Here is a 15,456-nt window from a genome sequence, read left to right as displayed (position 1 = left end):
TAATATTCTTGATGAGCATCATGTGCTTTTTGAAGCTCCTTGTTTCTTTTCTTTTTATAGGATGCAACCATAAGTTTTCAAAGATTAGTTATTTTCGCATTTCTATAATTTGCTATCTTGAAGGAAAAACGTAAAAAATTAGCCAAACAATCTCGCTGGTATCGTAAAACGCATCGTTTTATAGCCATGCCATTAGTTGTTTTTATGTTTATTTTAGGTGCAACGGGTTTATTACTAACCTGGAAAGATGAATTTCACTTTAAACCACCATCTCAAAAAGCTTTAAATCAAGAATTAGAATTGATTAGTTTAGATAGTATACAAGCTATTGCTGTAAACTATGTGACTTTGCAAAATCTGTCCTCTGAAATAAACCGAATAGATTACAGACCCAATAAAGGCATGGCTAAAGTTCGATTTGAATACCATTTCACCGAAATTCAAATTGATTGTCATTCGGGTGCTATTTTATCTGATAAAATAAGAACTGCGGACCTTATTGAAATGATTCACGATGGTTCTATTTTAGATTACCTTTTTGGAAATCAGTCCAAACCCTTTAAGTTATTCTATTCCACCATTACGTCATTAGGTTTGATATTGCTTGCTTTTACTGGTTTTTGGTTATGGCTAAAACCCAAACAAATTAAAATGAAAAAGCGATCAAATTGATCGCTTTTAACTTTTTACAAATCACTAATAAAACTACCGTAAGGATCTTTAAACTGAAGCCCTTCTGTAAAGCGATATTTACTCAATAATTTGTGCTCCACTAAAGCCCATAGCACAAATTCCTTTACAAAATAGCTCTCTTTTTGAGACAGATTTGGTTGGTATTCGCCTAATAAATCGTCTAATGGTGATACGGATTCTAATAAGGTTTTATATGCCTTATCACGTAAATCGTCTAACAATTCAAACGCTTCCGGATTATTAAAAAACCAAGACACAATAGAATCATATGGGCTTTCATCATCTTGTTTTCGCAATTTTTCTATCTTGGGGAAAAACTCGGGAAATAAACTTTTCACGGCTTCTCCAATTAAGTTATAAGCTACTTGTGCGGCACCTTCTTGTTCGCCTTCATAAACCAATTCAACTTTTCCGGTTATGGCTGGAATAATACCCAAAAAATCAGACAAACGAACTGTTGTTTTAGTATCACCTGCTTTTAGCGCACGTAATTCTGCTGTGCTTAATAAATTTTCAAAAGCTGTAATACTCAATCTAGCACTCACACCACTTTTTTCATCAATGAAATCACTTTCACGCGCTTCAAAAACTATCTGCTCTAGTAAATCTTTTGCTAATTCTGGTACATGAATACTTTCTTTTTGGCGTAAATCTGATTTAGCTTCTTGCTGTGTTATTAGTTTAGCCGTTTCAATATCATCTGGATAATGCGTTAAAATTTGAGAACCAATTCTATCTTTTAAGGGTGTAATAATACTACCACGATTGGTGTAATCTTCAGGATTTGCGGTAAAAACAAACTGCATATCTAATGGTAAGCGCAATTTAAATCCACGAATTTGTATATCGCCTTCTTGTAAGATATTAAATAGCGCTACTTGTATTCTAGCTTGTAAATCTGGTAATTCATTAATTACAAAAATACAGCGATTAGCTCGAGGAATCATCCCATAATGAATGACACGATCATCAGCATAGCTCAACTTTAAATTGGCTGCTTTTATAGGGTCTACGTCACCAATAATATCAGCTACGGTTACATCTGGTGTGGCTAACTTTTCAGCAAAACGCTCACTTCTATGCATCCAAGAAATTGGTGTATCATCACCTTTTTTATTAATTAATTCTTTAGCATACCGTGAAATAGGACTCAAGGGATCATCATTTATTTCAGAACCTTCAACAACTGGAATATATTCATCTAACAAGTTGAGCATTAAACGTGCCAGACGGGTTTTTGCTTGTCCACGAAGTCCTAATAAATTAATATTATGTCGTGATAAAATAGCACGTTGAAATTCTGGAATTACGGTATTTTCATAACCATGGATTCCTTCAAAAATGGGTTCTTTGTTTTTAATTTTTTCAATTAAATTGTCGCGTAATTCATCTTTTATAGATCGCGACTGATAACCTGATTCTTTTAGTTGCAATAATGTTTTAATATTTTCTATTTTCATATTATCATTTTTTCATAACATTGATAAAACGCATCAAGATTAAGCTATACTCTTAACTTTTTTATCCGTTTATTCGTTTCTTTCTATTTGTTTCATAATCTTCAAAAATCATTTCACCTAACCCTTTTAGGCCTGTGTAAAATGCTTTGCCTTGATTTGCTTTTGTAAATTCTTCAACAAACTGCATTAAATAAGGATCTTGAGCAATCATAAAGGTGGTAATTGGAATATGTAATTTCCGGGCCTGCTGTGCCATAGCATAACATTTATTAGTAATATGCGAATTGAGACCATTACTATCTTTATAATAAGTGCCATCTGCTAACTTTAAACAACTTGGCTTGCCATCTGTTATCATAAATATTTGCTTATTGGTATGTCGTTTCCGCCTCAATAAGTCCATGGCTAATTGCAATCCTGCAACAGTATTTGTGTGATAAGGTCCTACATGTAAATACGGTAAATCTTTAATTTTTATTGGCCACGCATCGTTTCCAAAAACCAAAATATCAAGTGTGTCTTTAGGGTAGCGAGTGGTTATTAATTCGGCCAAAGCCATAGCCACTTTTTTAGCAGGTGTAATCCGATCTTCTCCATAAAGAATCATGCTATGACTAATGTCAATCATTAAAATTGTACTCATTTGCGATTTATGGGTGGTTTCTTCAACCACCAAATCATCTTCTGTTAAATTGAAATTTCCAATTCCATTATTAATTTGGGCATTCCGAAGACTTTCCGTAATGTTCACTTTATCCAAACCATCACCAAATTGATAATTTCTAAACTCGCCTGTATGCTCATCTCCTATTCCAATACCTTTACTCTTATGACTTCCGCTACCGCTCCTTTTTAAATTTCCGAATATTTGTTCTAATGCAGATTGTCGAATAGCACGTTCTGTTTTTGCAGTAATAGCCGTTCCATTTTTACCATCAGGACGGATTTCTTCTCGAATGTAACCTTTCGCTTTTAGGTCGGCTATAAAATCTTCAATGGTATAATCTGGTGTTGTTAATTTATATTCTTCATCTAGTTGTTTGAGCCAATCTATAGCTTCATCAAAATCACCCGAAGTATGGGTAATTAACTCTTTGAAAATATCAAAAAGTTTTTCAAAAGGGCTTTGTGAAGGCGATTCATATGGTTTAAATATGAAGCCTTTTTTGTGTATATTTTCTTTTTTCATGCAATCTAAAAATACGACAAATTTTACTCAAATTACAGTACTTAACATCTATTTAAGTTTTCTTGCTTAACTTTAAGGCAAACTAAAAAACCAAAAATGAAGAAACGATTTTTCTTACTGTTCTTAATTATTTCAATTTCAGGGTTTTCGCAAGACTTTAGCCTTGATTTAGTCAAAAACATGAAACCCAGAAATATTGGTCCAGGCGGTATGTCTGGTCGTGTTACTGCTATTGATGTTGTTCATTCAAATCCAGACATTATGTACGTTGGTACAGCTTCAGGTGGTTTATGGAAATCGACTTCCGGTGGCATAAAATGGGATCCTATTTTTGATAATGAAGTTACGGCTTCTATTGGTGCTGTTGCTATTCAGCAATCTAATCCAAGTATTATTTGGGTTGGAACTGGTGAAGGAAACCCCAGAAACAGTTTAAATGGTGGTTACGGTATTTACAAATCTTTAGATGGTGGAAAAAACTGGCAATCTATGGGTTTGGAAAAAACGCGACACATTCATCGTGTCATTATTGATCCAACAAACCCAGACGTGGTGTATGCTGCTGCCATTGGATCGCCTTGGGGAGAACATCCTGAACGTGGCGTTTATAAAACGCTTGATGGTGGTAAAACATGGAAACAAATCCTGTTTACTAATAATAAAACGGGTGCTGCCGATTTAATTATGGATCCTTCAAATCCCAATAAATTAATTGCTGCCATGTGGGAACACAAACGCGATCCTTGGTTTTTTAATTCTGGTGGTGAAGGTTCTGGAATGCACATTACTTTTGACGGTGGTGATACGTGGAGAAAAGTTACTGAAGATGACGGCTTTCCTTCTGGAAATTTAGGTAGAATTGGTGTTGCCATAGCGCCAAATAAGCCGGATATTATATATGCTTTGGTTGAAGCTAAAAAAAACGCACTCTATAAAAGTGAAGATGGTGGTTTTAAATGGCAAAAAATAAATGATAAGAATGATATTGGAAACAGGCCATTTTATTATTCTGAAATTTACGTTGATCCGCAGAATGAAAATCGTGTGTATTCTGTATTTACTTATGTAAATGTGAGTGAGGATGGCGGAAAAAATTTCAAACAACTCATGCCTGCCTATGGTGTTGACAATGGAGTTCATCCAGATCATCATGCTTGGTGGATGCATCCAAATGATGGCAGTTTTATGATTGATGGAAATGATGGCGGTCTAAATATTACGCATGATGGTGGTAAAACTTGGCGTTTTATTGGAAATTTACCTGTAGCCCAATTTTATCATATTAATGTGGATAACGAATTTCCATATAATGTATATGGTGGCATGCAGGACAATGGCTCATGGCGAGGCCCTGCTTATGTTTGGCGTGCACAAGGCATTAGAAATAGTTATTGGCAAGAAATTAGTTTCGGTGATGGTTTTGATGTGGTGCCAGACAAAGACGATTCTCGTTTTGGTTGGACAATGAGTCAAGAGGGCTCGGTAAGCAGATATGATTGGGAAACTGGAAATAATTATACCGTTAAGCCAATCCATCCAGATCCAAATGTAAAATTACGCTTCAATTGGAATTCTGCCATAAATATGGATCCTTTTCATAACAGTACCATTTATTTTGGAAGTCAGTTTGTCCATAAATCTACTGACAAAGGCGAAACTTGGACTATTATTTCAAACGATTTAACAACTAACAATCCCGAAAAACTAAAACAAAATGAAAGTGGTGGGTTAACCATGGATGCAACAGGTGCTGAAAACCACTGTACGATTTTAGTTATTGAGCCATCACCTATTGAAAAAGATATGCTTTGGGTAAGTACAGATGATGGTCGTGTACATGTTACTAAAAATGGTGGTGAAACTTGGACAGACGTTTCAAAAAATATCAAAGGCTTACCTGCTGGTAGTTGGATTCCACAAATTAAAGCATCTAATAAGAATAAAGGTGAAGCTTTATTAATTGCCAATGATTACCGTCGATTTAACTATGAACCATACGCTTACAGAACAACAAATTATGGTAAGACATGGACGCGTATAGTAGGTAGCAATGATGTTGAAAGTTATACGCTTTCAATTATTGAGGATTTAGAAGAACCCAACTTACTATTTTTAGGAACCGATGATGGGTTATACATATCCATAGATGCTGGAAATAAATGGACCAAATGGACTGAAAATTTCCCAACCGTTTCTGTTAAAGATTTAGTTATTCACCCAAGAGAACACGATTTAGTAATCGGAACTTTTGGTCGTGCCGCTTGGGTTCTAGATGATATTAGACCATTACGAGCTATGGCAAAAAACAAACAATTGCTTACCAAAAATTTAGAACTATTTAGTCCTCCTATTGCTTATCAAGCAGCATACCAGCAACCAACTGGGAGTCGCTTTGGAGCAGATGCTATGTATCATGGTGAAAACCGAGGATATGGTGCAACGCTTTCCTATTTTGTAAAAGTGGATACCACACGTACAAAAGAAGCAAAAAAGTCAGAATTTAAAGAATCAAACTCTGATGACAATGAAACAGAAGATAATTTAGAAATAGAAGACAATTCTAATACTGAAGAAAAACCAGTTACAACCAAAGATTCCATCACCTTACAATTTTATGATGGCGAACGACTAATACGAACTTTAAAGCGTAAAACACCAAAAGAAACAGGTGTACATAAGTGGACATGGTATATGGATGAAGCCGGTGTTTCGCGCGCCTCTCGTTCAATTAGAAAACAAAAAAATGAACCAGGTGGTGTTTCTGTTAAGCCAGGAATCTATCGTGTTGTTATGACTTATGGAGATGAAACTTCAGAAAAAAATATTACTGTGCAATCGGATCCACGACTAACTGTGTCACAAGCCAATATTGATGCCATTTATAACACATCTAAACGGTTAGAGCAACTACAAGAAACAATGGCAGCTGTTGTAAAACAGCTTGTGGAAAGTAAAAATATTGCCGATAAATATGCGTCCGATTTAAAGAAACTTGATAAAGAACAATACAAAGATGCCATTAAGGAATCTAAAGAGGTTTCCGATAAAATTGATGACCTCATCAATTTATATTTAGGTAAACCAGATAAACGCCAAGGCATTACAAATTCAGATGAAATTCCTGTAAGTAGTAGGTTGGGAACTGCAAGTTGGTATACGCAATCAAGAAAGAATGGTATTACAGCTACTGAAAACACACTTATAAAACATGCCTCTGATGCTTTAAATGAAGCTATAACTAAAACAAATACATTTTATTCAGAGACTTGGAACACGTATCAATCAACTATGGAAAAATTAGAACTCAATCCATTTAAACCTGTAAAGATGTTTTAATAGAATTATTATTAATATGTTGAAAATGCTTTGATCTGACGATTAAAGCATTTTTTTTAATCCACTCGTTTTAAACCTTCTAAATCTGTAATGGTTATATGCTTCCCGGAAGTCGCTATCAAACGTTCTTTTTTAAATTGTGATAAAATACGAATAGCAGATTCTGTAGCAGTACCAACAATACTGGCATAATCCTCACGAGATAAAATAACATTTAGCGCTCCAGAAGCATCCGTCCCAAATACCTTTTGAATGTAAATTAATGTTTCTGCCATACGTTGTTTAACGGTTTTTTGAGCCATATTAATCAAATCGTCTTCTGCACTTCGTAAGTCTTTTGCTAAACTCTGAAGAACATCAAATGAAAAATTCTGATTTTCATGAAGTGGTGTTACAATTTGATCTTTGGGCACAAAACACAACTCAATATCGTTTAATGCTACAGCGCTTAAATTAGTACGTTCATCACTAATAACAGAACGCTGCCCTAAAAGCTCCCCTTTGCCAAGCAATTTAACAGTATGGTCTTTACCATTAGCACTCAACTTGGTTAATTTGCAAACGCCACTTCGTACGCAATACACGCCGTGTAAAGATTCTCCTTCATCAAAAATAATATCACCTTTTTTATAATAACGCGTTGTTTTACAAGCTGATACTTTTCTCAATTCTTCACTAGTCATGGACTGCAATGAATTTAATTGCTTTGCAATACACTGTTCACATTTACTCATACCTAAAAATTAATTTAATTTCAAAAATACGGAAAACATGATAAAAATCATATTAAAAGAATGCTTATATTCTACCTTTGCAATAGGTATAAATGAGCAAATTTTATGGAACAACATAACTGTTTCCACTGTGGTGATGTATGCGATACAGAACAAATTAGTTTCGATGAAAAACTATTTTGTTGTAATGGCTGTAAAACGGTTTATGAAATTTTTTCAGAGAACGATTTAACCTGTTATTACGATTTACAAGCAGCTCCTGGTTCTGCTCCAAAAGAAATTCAAGGTAAATACGATTTTCTTTCCAAAGAAAACATTATTGAAAAACTAACGGAGTTTAATGATGGACACATTCAGATTACAACCTTGTACATTCCACATATACATTGTAGTTCTTGCATTTGGATTTTAGAAAATCTAAATAAGCTTAATAGTAATATTACAGCTTCACAAGTAAATTTTGGAAAAAAGAATGTGCGTATAACCTATAAGGCTACAAATTTTTCCTTAAAAGAGGTGGTTTTACTTTTAAGTGCTATTGGATATGAACCTTATATTTCACTTGATGATTTTAAAACCGGAAAAGAACATGTTAATCGCTCCTTAATCTACAAACTTGGGATAGCAGGTTTTGCATTTGGAAATGTCATGTTTTTGTCATTTCCAGAATATTTTGAAGTTGGCGAATTCTGGATTGAACAATACAAACACCTTTTTAGATGGCTCATGTTTGCATTTTCCTTACCGGTTGTGTTTTATGCTGGACGTGATTATTTTACATCAGCTTATAAAGGATTACGATCCGGACTACTTAATATTGATGTTCCTATAGCTTTAGGACTTACCGTTCTTTTTGTAAGAAGTACAGTAGAAATTATTTTAGATATTGGTTCTGGTTTTTTTGATAGTTTAACGGGTTTAGTTTTCTTTTTACTATTAGGGAAATTTTTTCAACAAAAAACCTATTCATTTTTATCGTTTGAGCGCGATTACAAATCCTATTTCCCAATTGCAATAACTAAAATTTCGGAAGGCATAGAAACACCTATTCAGGTTTATGACATTAAAAAAGGGGACAGACTGCTTATTAGAAACCAAGAACTCATTCCTGTAGATGGCATCTTAATTAATGGCAAAGCAAAAATTGACTATAGTTTTGTAACAGGTGAGTCTGATGCTGTTACAAAACTTTCAGGCGACAAGCTTTTTGCTGGAGGCAAACAAACTTCTGGTGTAATGGAGATGGAGGCCTTAAAATCGGTTGAACAAAGTTATTTAACGCAATTATGGAGTAACGATGTTTTTAATAAGAACAAAGAGGATGGTTTTACAACTTTAACAAATACTATTAGTAAACGATTTACTATTGCCGTTTTAAGCATTGCTTTTATTGCAACAACCTTTTGGTTAGTTGTGGATTCAACTAAAGCCATGAATGTTTTTACCGCAGTTTTAATTATTGCATGCCCTTGCGCTATTGCTCTTTCTGCTCCATTTACACTAGGTAATTTATTACGAATTTTTGGAAAGCTAAAGTTCTACTTAAAAAACGCTTCTGTTATAGAACAATTAGCATCTATTAATACTATTATTTTTGATAAAACAGGAACCATTACATCTAATAAACAAAGTTCTGCTATTTATCATGGCGATGCATTAAACGCCTCGGAAGAATTATTATTAAAAAACACATTAAGGGGTTCTAATCACCCTTTAAGCCGCACACTTTATGACATTCTTGATGAGCACGATATAATTACACTTAATCATTTTGAAGAACATTTAGGGAAAGGTATTGAAAGTATTCACCAAAACGATAGTATGAAAATTGGTTCAGCTAGCTTTGTTGGTCTTGAGCAGGATGTGTCTATTTTAAATACAACCGTTCATATTAGTAGTAATAATAAATACAAAGGAAAATATACCTTCTATAATAGCTATAGAAAAGGGCTTTCAAAATTATTTAACTCTTTAAAAAGCAATTATGATTTAGTAATCCTCTCTGGTGATAATTCGGGTGAACTAGAAAACTTAAAGAAACTATTACCCAGTAAAACGAAATTAATATTTAATCAAAAACCTGATGATAAATTAGACTATATAAAATATCATCAGTCTGAAGGTGCTAAAGTTTTAATGATTGGAGACGGATTAAATGATGCAGGTGCATTAGCTCAAAGTGAAGTTGGCATCGCTATATCAGAAAATGTAAATGTTTTTTCTCCAGCTTGTGATGCTATTTTAGATGCTTCAAAATTTAATCAATTATTTCGCTATATAAGTGCTTCCAAACAAGCTATTAAAATTATTAAGTGGAGTTTTGTGTTATCATTCTTTTACAATATTATCGGTTTATATTTTGCTGTTACAGGTCAATTAGAACCAGTTATAGCAGCAATTTTAATGCCGTTAAGCTCCATTAGTATTGTTGTTTTTACCACAGTAGCAACCAACATTATAGGTAGGAAATTAGAATGATTAAAAATAGGCAAATATGATTTTTATCATATTTTTAAGTATATTAAGAGAGTATTTTTGAACCATAACTTCTATTAGGTATGAGTGTTATTTACATATTATTGAGTATCAGTATTGTAGTAGCTATTGGCTTTTTTGTCGCTTTTATTTTAGCGGTAAAAAGTGGTCAGTTTGATGATGATTACACACCATCAGTTAGAATGCTATTTGAAGACGAGCTCGTTAAACAAAACCCAGAACAAACAATTAAAACCAAAAAGACTAATTAAAAATTATGGAAGTACAACAATTCTATTACGACAATAAGATCGTTAAAAATTTCCTCTACGCTACCATACTTTGGGGAGTTGTAGGTATGCTTGTAGGCTTACTTTTAGCATTTATGTTTTTATTTCCCAACTTAACAGATGGTATTTCCTGGTTAAGCTTTGGTAGATTAAGACCTTTGCACACAAATGCTGTTATTTTCGCTTTCGTTGGAAACGCCATTTTTGCGGGTGTATACTATTCCACACAGCGTTTATTAAAAGCTAGAATGTATAGCGATCTTTTAAGCAAAATCAACTTTTGGGGTTGGCAATTAATTATTGTAGGTGCGGCAATTACGTTACCATTAGGGTTTTCTACCTCTAAAGAATATGCCGAATTAGAATGGCCATTCGATATTGCAATCGCATTAATTTGGGTTGTTTTTGGTGCCAACCTTATCGGAACCATGATTAAGCGAAGACAGCGCCATTTATATGTAGCTATATGGTTTTATATTGCCACATTTGTTACTGTTGCTGTTCTTCACATATTTAATAGTTTAGAATTACCTGTTAGTTTTACAGGAATGAAAAGCTACTCGGTTTACGCTGGCGTGCAAGATGCATTGGTACAATGGTGGTATGGACATAATGCGGTGGCATTTTTCCTAACAACACCTTTTTTAGGTTTAATGTATTATTTTGTACCAAAAGCAGCTAACAGACCTGTTTACTCCTATCGTTTATCCATTATACACTTCTGGTCTTTAATTTTCATTTACATCTGGGCTGGACCGCATCACTTACTTTATACAGCACTTCCTGAATGGGCACAAAATTTAGGTGTCGCATTTTCAGTTATGTTATTAATGCCTTCTTGGGGTGGTATGATTAATGGTTTATTAACATTACGTGGTGCTTGGGATAAAGTTCGTACAGATCCTGTTTTAAAATTCATGGTAGTCGCTATTACTGGATACGGTATGGCTACTTTTGAAGGCCCAATGCTATCATTGAAAAACGTAAATGCTATTGGACACTTTACAGATTGGATTATTGCTCACGTGCACGTAGGTGCATTAGCATGGAATGGTTTTCTAACCTTTGGTATGATTTACTGGTTAGTACCTCGTTTATTTAAAACAAAATTATTCTCTATTGGTTTAGCCAATTTCCATTTCTGGATTGGAACATTAGGTATTATTATGTATGCTTTACCTATGTATGTTGCTGGTTTTACACAAGCAAGTATGTGGAAACAATTTAATCCAGACGGTACTTTAGTTTATGGTAACTTTTTAGAAACAGTTACTGAAATTATGCCAATGTATTGGATGCGTGCAATAGGTGGAACCCTATATTTAACAGGAATGTTAGTGCTGGTTTACAATGTTATTGTTACCATTAAAAATGGTAGTAAAGTAACAGACGAATTAGCTGAAGCTGCTGCACTACAAAATGTTTCTAAAAGCCGTGTTGGAGGTGAAGGATGGCACACGTGGTTGGAAAGAAAACCAATCAAGTTAACAATTTATGCTACTATTGCTATTTTAATAGGTGGTATTGTACAAATTGTACCAACTATTATGGTAAAATCTAATATACCAACAATTAGTAGTGTTAAACCTTATACGCCTTTAGAATTAGAAGGACGTGATATTTATATCCGTGAAGGATGTGTTGGTTGCCACTCGCAAATGGTAAGACCTTTTAGAAGTGAAGTAGAACGCTATGGTGATTACTCGAAAGCCGGAGAGTTTGTTTATGATCATCCGTTCCTTTGGGGAAGTAAACGTACAGGACCAGATTTACACCGTGTTGGTGGTAAATATTCTGATAATTGGCATTTTAACCATATGTATGATCCACAAAGCACCTCTTCAGGTTCCATCATGCCATCTTATAAATGGATGATTTTAAACGAACTTGACAAATCGAGTACCGAGGCAAAAATGGAAGTAATGGTAACATTAGGTGTTCCATACACGGAAGAAGATATAGCAAATGCACAACAGAGCATGTTAGATCAAGGTACTCAAATTGAAAAGAATTTATATGCTGATCCAGATTTTGCTTCCACCTATGAAGCCGATAAAGCTGCAGGTGGTGAAGATTTTGTTGAAATGCGCAATCGTGAAATAGTCGCCATTATTGCTTATTTACAACGTTTAGGAACAGATATAAACGTGACCGATTTAGAAGAATAACCCTTAATAAAAGAAACTATGTTAAAGTTTGTAAAAAATCATATGGAGAGTATTTCGGGCATTGAGATTTATCCAATTATCTCTTTACTCATATTTTTCATCTTTTTTGTAGTCTTATTTTGGTGGGTTGTAACCGCTAAAAAAGATTATATAGATACTGTTAGTAATATCCCTTTAGATAACAACCAAAACCACGAAGAACTATGAGACAATTAATTCCAGCTTGGATAAGGATACCCGTTATATTTTTCTTAATTGCTGGATTGGCAGAATACTTTATTGATTCTGGTAACCAACCAGCTTTTATTGAGCAACCATTAGTTATGCTATTCTTAATATTTGTTTTAATATTATTAATCGGTATTGAAGCCATTGTTAGTTCAATGGACAATATTCTATACCAAAGCCTAGATGCTGAAGGTCAAGCACGTTATCATGCTAGAAAAGTTAAAACACCAAAAGTTATTACTTGGTTTCAGGAAACTTACAAAAAATTATTAGGTTCAAAACCAATGGAAGAAGAGCATGATATTATCCTAGATCACAACTATGATGGTATTCGTGAATTAGATAATAACTTACCACCTTGGTGGATCTATAGTTTTTATGCATCTATTGTTTTTGCAGCCGTATATTTAGTAAGATATCATGTTTTTGATGGTAAAAATCAATACGATGAATTAGAAACAGAATACGCACAAGCTGCTATTTCAATCGAAGAGTACAAGAAAAATGCTAAAGATTTAGTGGATTTCAATACCGTAGAAGTCTTAACCAGTGCTGCAGACATTAAAGCAGGTCAGGCTATTTTTGAAACTAATTGCGTCGCTTGTCATATGGCTGATGGTGGTGGTGGTATTGGCCCAAATCTAACCGATAAGTATTGGATTTTAGGTGGTGGTATTAAAAATGTATTTAAAACCGTATCTGAAGGTGGTAGAAATGGTAAAGGTATGATTTCTTGGAAACAAAGTTTAAAACCTGCAGAAATGGCTCAAGTTTCAAGCTATGTTTTAACGTTTCAAGGGACAACACCTGCTAACCCAAAAGAAGCTGAAGGTGATATTTGGGTGGACGAAAATGCGCCAGCAGAAGATATTCCAACAGAGGCTATAGAGGTTAAAACAGATTCAGTCATATCTATTGAGAATTAAGTTAGGTAACTTAAAAACAAACAAAGGTGGAAAGTCCGGAAAACGAATCGTTTAGAGACACGATTGGCACATTAGATGACCAAGGTAAACGAGCCTGGGTATACCCTAAAAAGCCAAGTGGTCGCTATTATGAATGGCGCAAAATTGTTAGCTATATACTATTAGCGTTCCTATTTGCTGCGCCATTTATAAAAATTAATGGTAACCAATTTTTAATGTTTAACATATTAGAAAGGCGGTTTAATATTTTTGGATTTCCTTTTTGGCCACAAGATTTTTACCTTTTTGTTATTTCCATGTTAATAGGCGTTATTTTTATTGCCTTATTTACTGTTGGTTTTGGTCGCATATTTTGTGGTTGGATTTGCCCACAAACTATTTTCTTGGAAATGGTTTTTAGACGAATTGAATATTGGATTGATGGTGATAGAAACAAACAACGAAAATTAGACAAGCAAGAATGGAATGCTGAAAAAATAAAAAAAAGATTACTTAAATGGTTTATATTTCTGGTTATTTCATTTTTAATTGCTAATATATTTTTAGCATATTTAATTGGTAGCGATAAACTACTACTTTACATTAAAGAAGGGCCAACAGAACATTTAGGAACTTTATTTCCATTGTTAATTTTTACGGCTGTTTTCTATTTTGTCTTTGCCTGGTTTAGAGAACAGGTCTGTATTATTGCCTGTCCTTATGGCCGACTACAAGGTGTTCTTTTAGATAACAAATCGATTGTAGTAGCATACGACCATAAACGTGGAGAATCTGAAAATGGTAGAAAAAAATTCCGAAAAAATGAAGACCGTGAAGCTCTAGGATATGGCGATTGTATAGATTGTTTGCAATGTGTTCATGTTTGTCCAACTGGTATTGACATTAGAAACGGAACGCAACTAGAATGCGTAAACTGTACTGCTTGTATTGATGAATGCGATCATATCATGGAAAGTATAAATCTTCCAAAAGGCTTAATACGCTATGCTAGTGAAGATGAGATTGAGAAAAAAGAAAAATTTAAATTAACACCTCGATTAAAAGGTTATATAGCTGTTTTGGTTATTTTAGTAGGTGTTTTAACGGGATTATTATTACTTCGAAATGATGTTGAAGCCAACGTATTTAGATTACCTGGCCAGCTATACGAACATAAAGAAGGCTCTATTATTAGTAATGTATTTACCTACAAATTAGTAAATAAAACAACTAAAGAAATAGAAAACATTACTTTCAAACTACGTAAATATGAAGGGACAATAAATGTTGTTTCAAATTCACAAACGTTTAACGTTCCTCCTCAAGGGCTATCTGAAGGAACCTTATTTATTGAAATAGATCAGAAAGCTTTAAGTGGAGATAAGAATAAATTAATGATTGAAGTTTATAGCAATGATGACCTTATTGAAACCACAACGGTTAACTTTTTAGGCCCTCGCAGTTATAGATAATTTAGATTTTAAAAGTATTAACTAAAAAGAGACTCCCACTTTAGTGGGAACAAAACAGATGAAAATAAACTGGGGAACAGGAATGGTATTGGCTATGATTGGATTTATATCCTTCATCATGTTTTTTGTAATCAAAATGAGTACAAATGATAAGTACCAGCATGATTTAGTAACCGAAGATTATTACCAACAAGAATTGAAAGTTCAAGGTAATATGGAACGCGAACAAAAGGGAAATAAACTTTCTCAAAACATTCGTTTAAAACAAACCGAAGAAGGTATTCTTATCATTTTTCCAGATTCGTTAAACATTTCAGATATAACCGGAAAAGTGTTCCTTTATAGACCATCTAATAAACAATTTGATTTTGAAACACCTATTTCTTTATCAAATCAAAATTTGCTCATACCTGACAATCGTTTGTTAGGTGGTCGTTGGAACCTTACTGTAGATTGGCAATATAAGGGAAATTCCTATCGCTTCAAAAAAGAAATAACGTATTAGC

The 15,456-nt window shown here is 33.9% G+C and carries 12 protein-coding genes; 9 read left to right on the top strand and 3 right to left on the bottom strand.

Annotated elements, in window-relative coordinates:
- Positions 1-117: 117 nt before the first annotated feature.
- On the top strand, positions 118-672 hold the full coding sequence (locus tag BM239_RS09690) for a PepSY-associated TM helix domain-containing protein (protein WP_092208018.1): 555 nt from the start codon (positions 118-120) through the stop codon (positions 670-672).
- A gap of 14 nt (positions 673-686) precedes the next feature.
- On the opposite strand, the gene BM239_RS09685 is transcribed toward BM239_RS09690, so the two are convergent.
- Positions 687-2,153, bottom strand: a complete 1,467-nt coding sequence (locus BM239_RS09685) for a magnesium chelatase (protein ID WP_092208016.1) — start codon at positions 2,151-2,153, stop codon at positions 687-689.
- Between the two features lie 61 nt (positions 2,154-2,214).
- Entirely contained in the window at positions 2,215-3,342 is a 1,128-nt protein-coding gene (locus BM239_RS09680; RefSeq protein WP_092208014.1) for a vWA domain-containing protein, read from the bottom strand.
- Positions 3,343-3,438: 96 nt separating this feature from the next.
- On the opposite strand from BM239_RS09680, the gene BM239_RS09675 reads away from it, so the two are divergent.
- A complete protein-coding gene (locus tag BM239_RS09675; protein ID WP_092208012.1) occupies positions 3,439-6,678 on the top strand; it encodes a WD40/YVTN/BNR-like repeat-containing protein in 3,240 nt (1,079 codons plus the stop codon).
- A 56-nt stretch (positions 6,679-6,734) separates the two neighbouring features.
- Here BM239_RS09675 and BM239_RS09670 read toward each other — a convergent pair whose 3' ends face one another.
- On the bottom strand, positions 6,735-7,412 hold the full coding sequence (locus tag BM239_RS09670) for a Crp/Fnr family transcriptional regulator (RefSeq protein ID WP_177209019.1): 678 nt from the start codon (positions 7,410-7,412) through the stop codon (positions 6,735-6,737).
- Positions 7,413-7,517: 105 nt separating this feature from the next.
- Between BM239_RS09670 and BM239_RS09665 the strand changes: the two genes are divergently transcribed.
- The 7 genes from BM239_RS09665 to BM239_RS09635 all read left to right on the top strand — a co-directional run bounded on the left by BM239_RS09665 (position 7,518) and on the right by BM239_RS09635 (position 15,455).
- Positions 7,518-9,890 (top strand): heavy metal translocating P-type ATPase, encoded by a 2,373-nt coding sequence (locus tag BM239_RS09665; RefSeq protein ID WP_092208010.1) that lies wholly within the window; start codon positions 7,518-7,520, stop codon positions 9,888-9,890.
- A gap of 80 nt (positions 9,891-9,970) precedes the next feature.
- Complete coding sequence (gene ccoS, locus BM239_RS09660) at positions 9,971-10,159, top strand: cbb3-type cytochrome oxidase assembly protein CcoS (RefSeq protein ID WP_092208008.1); 189 nt, start codon at positions 9,971-9,973, stop codon at positions 10,157-10,159.
- A gap of 5 nt (positions 10,160-10,164) precedes the next feature.
- The gene (gene ccoN / locus BM239_RS09655; RefSeq protein WP_092208006.1) at positions 10,165-12,345 is read left to right on the top strand and encodes a cytochrome-c oxidase, cbb3-type subunit I; all 2,181 of its coding nucleotides are present in this window, start codon (positions 10,165-10,167) and stop codon (positions 12,343-12,345) included.
- An 18-nt stretch (positions 12,346-12,363) separates the two neighbouring features.
- Positions 12,364-12,552 carry a CcoQ/FixQ family Cbb3-type cytochrome c oxidase assembly chaperone gene (locus tag BM239_RS09650; RefSeq protein WP_092208004.1) on the top strand — a complete coding sequence of 63 codons (189 nt, stop codon included), beginning with the start codon at positions 12,364-12,366 and terminating at the stop codon, positions 12,550-12,552.
- Entirely contained in the window at positions 12,549-13,499 is a 951-nt protein-coding gene (locus BM239_RS09645; RefSeq protein WP_092208002.1) for a cbb3-type cytochrome c oxidase N-terminal domain-containing protein, read from the top strand. The genes BM239_RS09650 and BM239_RS09645 overlap by 4 nt, the downstream gene beginning before the upstream one ends.
- Before the next feature lie 26 nt (positions 13,500-13,525).
- Positions 13,526-14,950, top strand: coding sequence for a cytochrome c oxidase accessory protein CcoG (ccoG, locus tag BM239_RS09640; RefSeq protein ID WP_092208000.1), 1,425 nt, complete (start codon positions 13,526-13,528; stop codon positions 14,948-14,950).
- Positions 14,951-15,008: 58 nt separating this feature from the next.
- Positions 15,009-15,455 (top strand): FixH family protein, encoded by a 447-nt coding sequence (locus tag BM239_RS09635; protein ID WP_092207998.1) that lies wholly within the window; start codon positions 15,009-15,011, stop codon positions 15,453-15,455.
- Position 15,456: the final 1 nt, after the last annotated feature.

The organism is Algorimicrobium echini (assembly GCF_900115185.1).
In the GTDB taxonomy this organism is placed as follows: domain Bacteria; phylum Bacteroidota; class Bacteroidia; order Flavobacteriales; family Flavobacteriaceae; genus Algorimicrobium; species Algorimicrobium echini.
The sequence above is the reverse complement of the archived record's forward strand: the minus strand, read 5'-3'. Positions and strand labels throughout refer to the sequence as shown.

Coding starts and splice junctions, on each gene's coding strand:
- BM239_RS09685 (WP_092208016.1), bottom strand. CDS start 2,153: ATGAAAATAGAAAATATTAAAACATTATTGCAACTAAAAGAATCAGGT.
- BM239_RS09680 (WP_092208014.1), bottom strand. CDS start 3,342: ATGAAAAAAGAAAATATACACAAAAAAGGCTTCATATTTAAACCATAT.
- BM239_RS09675 (WP_092208012.1), top strand. CDS start 3,439: ATGAAGAAACGATTTTTCTTACTGTTCTTAATTATTTCAATTTCAGGG.
- BM239_RS09670 (WP_177209019.1), bottom strand. CDS start 7,412: ATGAGTAAATGTGAACAGTGTATTGCAAAGCAATTAAATTCATTGCAG.
- BM239_RS09665 (WP_092208010.1), top strand. CDS start 7,518: ATGGAACAACATAACTGTTTCCACTGTGGTGATGTATGCGATACAGAA.
- ccoS (WP_092208008.1), top strand. CDS start 9,971: ATGAGTGTTATTTACATATTATTGAGTATCAGTATTGTAGTAGCTATT.
- ccoN (WP_092208006.1), top strand. CDS start 10,165: ATGGAAGTACAACAATTCTATTACGACAATAAGATCGTTAAAAATTTC.
- BM239_RS09650 (WP_092208004.1), top strand. CDS start 12,364: ATGTTAAAGTTTGTAAAAAATCATATGGAGAGTATTTCGGGCATTGAG.
- BM239_RS09645 (WP_092208002.1), top strand. CDS start 12,549: ATGAGACAATTAATTCCAGCTTGGATAAGGATACCCGTTATATTTTTC.
- BM239_RS09635 (WP_092207998.1), top strand. CDS start 15,009: ATGAAAATAAACTGGGGAACAGGAATGGTATTGGCTATGATTGGATTT.